This is a genomic window from Staphylococcus sp. GDB9P120P (assembly GCF_017893435.1).
In the GTDB taxonomy this organism is placed as follows: Bacteria; Bacillota; Bacilli; order Staphylococcales; family Staphylococcaceae; genus Staphylococcus; species Staphylococcus cohnii.
Map to the genome: position 1 here is coordinate 758,124 of NZ_JAESNB010000008.1, position 8,571 is coordinate 766,694.

Annotated in this window: 8 protein-coding genes; 1 reads left to right on the top strand and 7 read right to left on the bottom strand. The window is 33.0% G+C overall.

Annotation, left to right across the window (positions count from 1 at the left end; all coding sequences use genetic code 11):
- Positions 1-30 precede the first annotated feature (30 nt).
- The 6 genes from pheT to KA856_RS08905 form a co-directional block, all read right to left on the bottom strand.
- Positions 31-2,433, bottom strand: coding sequence for a phenylalanine--tRNA ligase subunit beta (gene pheT, locus KA856_RS08880; protein ID WP_107384389.1), 2,403 nt, complete (start codon positions 2,431-2,433; stop codon positions 31-33).
- Positions 2,433-3,491, bottom strand: coding sequence for a phenylalanine--tRNA ligase subunit alpha (gene pheS / locus KA856_RS08885; RefSeq protein ID WP_107386411.1), 1,059 nt, complete (start codon positions 3,489-3,491; stop codon positions 2,433-2,435). The genes pheT and pheS overlap by 1 nt, the downstream gene beginning before the upstream one ends.
- 327 nt (positions 3,492-3,818) lie before the next feature.
- The gene (locus KA856_RS08890; RefSeq protein WP_107384387.1) at positions 3,819-4,559 is read right to left on the bottom strand and encodes a TrmH family RNA methyltransferase; all 741 of its coding nucleotides are present in this window, start codon (positions 4,557-4,559) and stop codon (positions 3,819-3,821) included.
- A 17-nt stretch (positions 4,560-4,576) separates the two neighbouring features.
- A complete protein-coding gene (locus KA856_RS08895; RefSeq protein ID WP_181187525.1) occupies positions 4,577-5,521 on the bottom strand; it encodes a M23 family metallopeptidase in 945 nt (314 codons plus the stop codon).
- Between the two features lie 124 nt (positions 5,522-5,645).
- Positions 5,646-5,819 carry a 50S ribosomal protein L32 gene (rpmF, locus tag KA856_RS08900; RefSeq protein WP_019469283.1) on the bottom strand — a complete coding sequence of 58 codons (174 nt, stop codon included), beginning with the start codon at positions 5,817-5,819 and terminating at the stop codon, positions 5,646-5,648.
- 81 nt (positions 5,820-5,900) lie between these two features.
- Positions 5,901-6,437: a YceD family protein gene (locus KA856_RS08905; protein ID WP_210138641.1), complete on the bottom strand. Its 537-nt coding sequence runs from the start codon at positions 6,435-6,437 to the stop codon at positions 5,901-5,903.
- Between the two features lie 126 nt (positions 6,438-6,563).
- Here KA856_RS08905 and KA856_RS08910 point away from each other — a divergent pair, with 126 nt between their 5' ends.
- Entirely contained in the window at positions 6,564-7,697 is a 1,134-nt protein-coding gene (locus KA856_RS08910; protein WP_107384384.1) for a nucleotidyltransferase, read from the top strand.
- Between the two features lie 284 nt (positions 7,698-7,981).
- Here the strand turns inward: KA856_RS08910 and KA856_RS08915 are convergent, their stop codons facing one another.
- Positions 7,982-8,482 (bottom strand): MepB family protein, encoded by a 501-nt coding sequence (locus KA856_RS08915; protein WP_107384383.1) that lies wholly within the window; start codon positions 8,480-8,482, stop codon positions 7,982-7,984.
- Positions 8,483-8,571 lie beyond the last annotated feature (89 nt).

Genomic DNA, 8,571 nt, shown 5'->3' on the forward strand with positions numbered 1-8,571 from the left:
CATGCGACATAGATTCAAGGCTTTATTATATTATCTAATCGTTGCACCTTCTGCTTGTAAGGCTTCTAAAATACGATCATGTACTTCATTTACTTTATCATCTGTAAGTGTTTGTTTTGTATCTAAATATGATAAACGAAGTGCAATTGATTTTTCATCTTCTGCCACATGTTCACCTTCATAAACGTCAAAGACTTCCGTTTTTTGTAAAATGTCGCCACCGTTATTTTTAATCACATTAACGATTTGGGCTGATGGCGTTGCACGATTAATGACTAGTGCAATATCTCTTGATACACCAGGGAATCTTGGTATTGGTTGATAATTAATGTAACCTACTGAAACTGACATCAACTTATCGTAATTAAGTTCAAATACATAAGTTTGTTTTAAATCATAATCATTTTCAGTTTGCGGATGTAACTCCCCTACGAATCCAACGATTTCATTATTTAATTTAACCAATGCAGTTCTACCAGGGTGTAATCCAGTTATTTCACCAGCTTCATATTCAAATTGAATGTCTAAAATTTCTGCAATACGTTCAACGATACCTTTTGCTACAAAGAAATCAATTGCTTCCTTTTTACTTTGCCAAGTATTAACAGCATAATCTCCTGTTAATATACCGCTTAAATATTCTACCTCGTCTGGCAATTGATCTTCCTCATTGCCGAAGAATACACGCCCTAATTCATATAGCGCAACATGATGATTACTTCGAGCTACATTATAAGACACATCATCAATGAGATGAGGAATCAAACTCTGTCTCAAAGTAGCATGTGCTTCACTCATAGGCATCAGCAATGATATCGTTGAGCGATCTTGCAGTGCAAAATCAGTTGCACGTGCTTTATCTACAAGTGAGTAATTAATCGCTTGGCTTAAACCGGCACCTTCTAATGTCGCTTTTACTATTCTTGTTTTTGCTTGTCTATCATTTAATGTACCCGGTGTTACATGTTCAAACACAGGTAACGTTGAAGGAATTTCATCATAACCGTATATTCGAGCAATTTCTTCGATTAGGTCTTCTTTGATTGTAATATCTTTACGACGAGACGGAACCATTACTGTCAATGCATTACCTTCTAGTGTTGTTTCAAAGCCTAGTTGAACAAAAATAGCTTCAATTTCTTCTCTCGATAAATCAAAACCAATCGTTTTGTTTACTTTTTCAACAGTAATTTCAATTGGAGTAACAAATTGGCCAAGGTCGCCTGCAGCTACACGATCTTGTACCACCGTTCCACTCGCATATTGTTGTAGCAAATAACAAGCTCTGTCTACCGCTTCGTCTACAAATTCTGTTGCAATACCCTTTTCAAATCGACTTGAAGCTTCACTACGCAAATTTAAACGTCGGGAAGTATGTCTAATTGAAACTGGGTCGAAAATTGCACCTTCGATGATGACATTTGTGGTATTTTCAGTCACCTCTGAGAAATCGCCGCCCATAACACCAGCAATTGCAATAGGACTATCACCATTAGTAATAACAATATCACTTTCTTTTAATGTTCTCTCTTGATCATCTAGTGTTGTCATTTTTTCTTCTGCTTTGGCTTGGCGCACTTCTATTTGATCAGAGCCGATGTGGTCTTTATCAAACATATGCAGTGGTTGACCATATTCTAATAATACATAATTTGAAATATCTACAACATTATTTATTGGTCGAATACCTGCTTTAATCAATCTCATTTGCATCCATTCTGGTGATGGTTGGATTTTAACATTTTTCACTATTCTAGCACTGTAGTACGGTACCTTGTCTTGGTTTTGAACACTAATACTTAATTCATCAGCGGCTTGTTCGTTCGTTGTCTCGCATTGTGTTTCTGGTTTTTTCAATGGCATATTATAAAGTGCAGCTGTTTCATAAGCTGTACCTATCATACTTAATGCATCTGCTCTATTTGGTGTTAAATCAAATTCCATAACTTGATCATTTAAATATAAAGCCGTAAGGGCGTCTGTTCCAGGTTTGACATCTGAGGTGAATACATATATACCTTCTTCAAATTGTTTAGGAACTAGATTTGAGGAAATACCAATTTCTTGTAATGAACAAATCATTCCTTCTGAACGTTCACCTCGTAATTTTGCTCTTTTGATTTTTATTCCCCCAGGTAAACGTCCACCTACAGTTGCCACAATGACACTCTGTCCTGCATCTACATTAGGTGCACCACAAACAATTTGCACTGGTGCTTCTTCACCTATATCAACTTGACATAAACTTAGTTTATCTGCATCTGGATGCGGTGCTTTAGATTGAATATATCCAACCACTAAATTTTTAATGTCTTTTGTGTAATCAATAATATCATCTACTTCAATACCTGTGCGTGTAATTTTTTCTGCTAGAACATTGACAGGTTGATTAATTTCTACAAATGTCTCTAACCATTCTTTTGAAATAAACATTATAACTCACCTCTATCTTCTACTGCTTTAAATTGGTCTAAGAAACGCACATCATTCGTATAGAAATGACGTATATCTTCAATACCGTACTTGAGCATCGCAATTCTATCTGGTCCCATACCAAAAGCAAATCCTGTATATTTCGTTGCATCAAATCCAGCCATTTCTAGTACATTCGGGTGAACCATACCTGCCCCTAAAATCTCTATCCAACCCGTTTGTTTACAGACATTGCATCCCTCGCCACCACATTTAAAACAAGAAACATCAACTTCTACAGATGGTTCAGTAAATGGGAAGTAACTTGGACGAAGACGAATTTCTCTGTCTTCACCAAATAATTGTTTGGCTAACAACTCTAATGTCCCTTTCAAATCACTCATTTGAATATTTTCGTCTACAACTAAACCTTCAATTTGCGTAAATTGATGACTGTGTGTTGCATCGTCAGAATCACGTCTATAAACTTTACCGGGACATAATATTTTCACTGGTCCTTGACCATTACGTTGTTCCATTGTTCTCGCTTGAACTGGTGACGTATGTGTGCGCATTAAAATATCTTCTGTAATATAAAAACTATCTTGCATATCTCTCGCTGGGTGAGATTTTGGTAAATTTAATGCTTCAAAATTGTAATAATCTTTTTCAACTTCATATCCATCAACAATTTCATAGCCCAATCCTAAAAATAAATCTTCAATTTCTTCAATCGTTCTTGTTAAAGGATGCTTAGCACCTATTGAAATTTTACGGCTAGGCAACGTTACATCAATTTTTTCTTCTTTTAACTGTTGTTCTAATTTTGCATTTGCTAAAACCTCTCGACGGGATTCAATCTCACCCTCGATCGTTTGTCTCACTTCATTTACTTTTTGGCCATATGCTGGTTTCTCTTCGTTTGATAATTCTTTCATATGTTTCATCAAACCAGTCACAGAACCTTTTTTACCTAGATATTTGACTTTGACATCTTGTAACTCTTTTTCATTTTGAGCTTCATTTATATCAACTAATGCTTGTTGTTTAATCTCAGACATTGCCTCTGTTTGTGCCATACTTTGCCTCCTATTTAAGATCTATATTTTCAAATAAACAATAAATGCATACAAAAAAGCTTTCATCCCTTAAAACTGGGACGAAAGCTTTCCGTGGTACCACCCAAATTTATGCACACGCATACACTTGTAATCTTTGATAACGGAAATGATTTCCGACTTAAATTTCTTTAAGTAACCAAAAAGATGAAAAAAACCAATTACAGTGGATTATCTTTCAGTCTATGAATAATCTCCCTTGAACAACTGTCTCAATTAGTTTACGTCTTTTTATAGGTTAATATTTTTCATTGATACTTGTATTATATACGAAGTTCATTCAAAGGGTCAACCTTTGAGATGATACAATAATATGCTACCAGCTATGGCAACATTTAAACTTTCTGCTTGCCCATATATGGGAATGTTTAAATTCTGAGTCGTTTGTGTTAATAAATTAGGGTTGACACCTTCTCCCTCATTTCCAAGGAGCAGCGCAAATTTTTCTTGATGTTCCATTTGATTATAAGGGATAGCGTTCTCTAATGCTGTACCATAAACATTTCCATTAAAACCATCTATAAATTCACTTAAATCTCTAGTGATAATAGGAATATGAAAAACACTACCTTGGCTTGCACGTAGTACTTTATCTTGATATGGATCTGCGGTTCCTTTTTCTAGCACGATTAAATCAATACCTGCCGCATCCGCAGTACGTATTAATGTCCCCATATTACCTGGATCTTGAATACGATCTAACAGTAGTACTTGCTGATATGCGCGTTCCTCATAATGTACTTTTTCTATAATCGCAAAGAATCCTTGTGGTGTTACCGTACCAGACAATGATTCCGCAACTTTTATATTTATTTCATATACTTCTTCTGCATCATTCACTAATTGCTCATCTAGTCTATCGATATCAATTGCGAATAATTGTAATATTTTTATATTACTCTTATATGCTTCATCAATTAAATGTACACCTTCGATAAGTACATGACCTGTTTTATCTCTTTCACGTTTCTTTTTTAATTTATTTGCACTTTTAATTTTATTATTTTGTGCAGAAGTTATCATTTCCATAATATAGCCTCTTTATTTCAATTTTTAAATATATGCCTAATATTAGAACTTAATTGCTTACATCTTCTAGCTAAGTCAAATTGATTTTCTATAATAATACTGTCTCCACTATAACTTACCATATCACCTTTTTCAGGCAAAACGTTATCTAGTAACCTAATCTTATAAGTTTTGGCGAATTGTGGGTTGCTTTGATTCATAATTTGAAAATGTATGTGCGGTTCCATTGTGTTACCCGAATTTCCTACTCGTGCAATTAATTGCCCACGTCTTATATAATCTCCAACATTCACTTCAAATGTGTCTGGTTTAAGATATGCTATCATACTATACTCTTTGCTTGTATGTTTAATAATGATGTAATTCCCTTCAGGGTGTTTCATATTATTTTCACCCGATGGTGCATCTGGTATTCCGTCTACAATGTCTATTACAACGCCATTTGCTGGTGCAATCACACTTTGACCATAACTATAATAACTTTCACAGCTATTAGGATTGCCCTGATAAGTAAGATGATCCTTCACAAAAACTAAATCTAATGCATGACTTTGATTTTTGTATGAGTAATGATGGTTTAAAAGTTCATTTTCTCCGCCAGCGTAAACAAACCAACTGTTTGGAACTGGTATCGTATACCTTAATTTCGTTTCTTTATGCCTGTTTGCCAAGTTGATAGGCATAAGAACGAAACCAATAATTTCATGATATTTATTTAAAGTCACACTAATACCAGATGTTTGCTTTACATCCAACCATATGTATTCTTCTTTATAATTGAGTTGTATGTGTTTATATAATATATTTTTATGCCTAATTGTATTATAAGATTTCAATAATCTTTCTAATTCGTGATAGGAAGAAATTTCTTGGAAATAATCACTAAACTGATTATATAACCATTCGCTATCACTTTTTTCTATTTTTTCTAAAATTACTTGTGCATTTATTTCAATCATCATTTACACAACCCATCAATTGTATATAGCATTAGTATTATAAAATAAAAAATCGCTCAAAAATTATTATATGAATAATTAATGAACGATTAATCTCGGCTATACATTAGCCTTTAAATAAATGAAATTATTTAGATACAACTTCTTCACCTTTGTATGAACCACAGTTCTTACAAACACGGTGAGATAATTTGTATTCACCACAATTTGGGCATTCTGTCATACCAGGTACTGAAATTTTAAAATGAGTACGACGTTTATTTTTTCTTGTTTTTGACGTTCTTCTTTTTGGTACTGCCATGATATATCCTCCTTATATTCATACATTACTAAATTATTTTCAGACTCAATAATCTATTATACTATAAATTATTTAAATCCGCTATTGCTCTTCGTCATATAATTGTTGTAGTTTTTGAAGCCTAGGATCGATTTGCTCAGTTTCCTCTTCTTCAGCAAGCTCAACCGCTTGTTCCTCGTCAATAACTTCCCAACCATTACCTTCACGTAACATCTGATCGCTATTATTTGCAAAAGCACGCATTGGCTTTTCTATAATAACAAGTTCTTCAGCAATATCTTTTAGATTAATCATGCCGTCTGTGACATCATGATAATGCTCATCTTCCTCGTCATCACTTATATACTCGTTACCTTCTAAATCAAAAATTTCTTGTGATTTTATATCAATAGGAACTTCGACTGGTACTAACGTACGGGCACATGCCATCGTATAGGTTCCAGTTATATGCATATCTGCAATGACTTCATTTGATTTGACAGTTAGTTCACCCTCAACATCAATATCAGATAGATCTATTAAATCTAATGATTTTACTAAATGATCAAAATTCACCGTTTGATGGAACTCAAATGGTTTATCTTGGAATTTTCTTAATTGTGTTATTGACCATTTCATATGGCTTCACCTCTAACAAGCACAAAATTTATTTTAACTTTATAGATAAAAGTTGTCAAGATTTTTTCTTAACACAAATTAATCTGATACAATATCTATAATGAATTCTGAAAGGGAGAATTGCAAATGAAAAGCGTTGCACTAGTCACTGAATATAATCCTTTCCACAATGGTCACTTATACCATGCCCAGACATCAAAGTCAATAACCGATTCTGAAATATCAATAGCCATTATGAGTGGTAATTTTGTTATGAGAGGGCAACCAGCTATATATAATAAATTTATACGCACCCGAATGGCATTGAGTGCTGTCGATTTAGTCATTGAATTGCCAGCAGTAGCTGCTTTATCAGCAGGACAATATTTTGCAGAAACAGCTGTCCAAATAGCAAGTTATGTTGACGCAAATCATCTATCATTTGGTAGTGAATCAGGTGATATCGATTCATTTCATGAATTGCAAAAAGACATCTCTAAAATAGAACAAACATCTGAATTTTCAATGAAACTAAAAGAAGGCAAAAGTTATCCCAGAATATTAAGTGAACTTTTAAACAATCATACGTTATTATCTTCTCCAAATAATACACTAGGTATTTCTTATATGCGGGCAATTCAAAAGTTAGCACCACATATCAAACCTTGGACGATATCAAGAGAAAGTAGTCATCACCATGATTTCAACATTTCAAACTTAAATTTCGCTAGTGGCACTGCCATTCGCAATGCATTACAAACTCAAAATGACCTATGGAAATCGGTTGTTCCTAACTCAATACAACAGCTTTATCAAGAACCACACGCGACTGTAGAAGATACATTTCCGTATATTAAATATGCTATTTTAAGTCATACAACAAATTCATTGAAAAATATCTATACGATGAGGGAAGGATTAGAAAATCGCATATTAGATAAAATCAGATATGCCTCATCATTTGAGCATTTAATGTCGTTGATTAAAACAAAGAGATATACATATACGCATATACAACGTATATTAATGAATATTTTACTAAACTTTCAACACCAGCATAAACATAACGACATAAAAGCAGTGCATATCCTTGGTATGTCATCAAAAGGTCAACAATATTTAAAATACTTAAAGAAAAAATTTCCAGAACGTCATTTCATTACGCAACTAAATCAACAAAATGCGCATTTATTTGAGCAAGAAATCCATTCAACACACATTTATAATTTGCTTTCTAATCGTACAGAAACAGATTTTAATACACATGTATTACGCGTTTAAAATGAATAATTACTACTCGAAAACATTTAAAATTTCATTTCTAGTATAATCAGCCTGAGCATGAATTTATAAAAATTTCATACTCAGGCTTTTTTATAGTAGGACACTTTAGTATTCGGCTCGTTTATTATGATAGTATTTCAATTTATATTTCAAACAATAGATTGTTTGAATCACTTTCACTTTACTTTTCATTACAAAAAATACCTATGTATCATTTATTGTTCGCAATTAGACGAAAAAAAAAAATAGTGGATGTTTATATTAGATATCTTGCGTCAACACTATGTATATAATTCAATTATCTTTTGTTCATCAACATCATTTGACAAATCAACAAAATATTCGAGTTGCCATTTTTGACTAAGCTGCGCAGTTTTGTTTAAATCCTTTTCCCAACTTGGATAAACACGAAAAGCCATTTTCCCTTTTTTATTTTCAGAACTAATTATACCCTTGTGCATGAGTATTTCTTTTTGAAAAACGAATTGTCCTTTTTGTACACCATCTATAATATTAACAACTAATTTATCTGCTATTTCATCATAAGTAAAAGGTACATTGTTCCCTTGATTATTTTTATGCCATATTGCAACAAAGTAGCCGTGTTTCTTCGGTGTTTTTTTAGCTAATCTACTTTTAAAAGTGATGTTATTAAAAATAAAATTGATAGCTTCATAATCTTGATTCCAGGTTTCTATATTTAAATCTTTCAATGAAAATGCTAATTTCGTTTCTTTTAATTTATTAAATAATAAACTCGAGTTAAAGTTAATGATTATCACCCTTTTATCTTCAATTGTTCACCGTGAAGTGTGCAACGTTTACTTTCTTTCATTCTGCTGAATGCATAAAGAACCACTAACCCAACAAG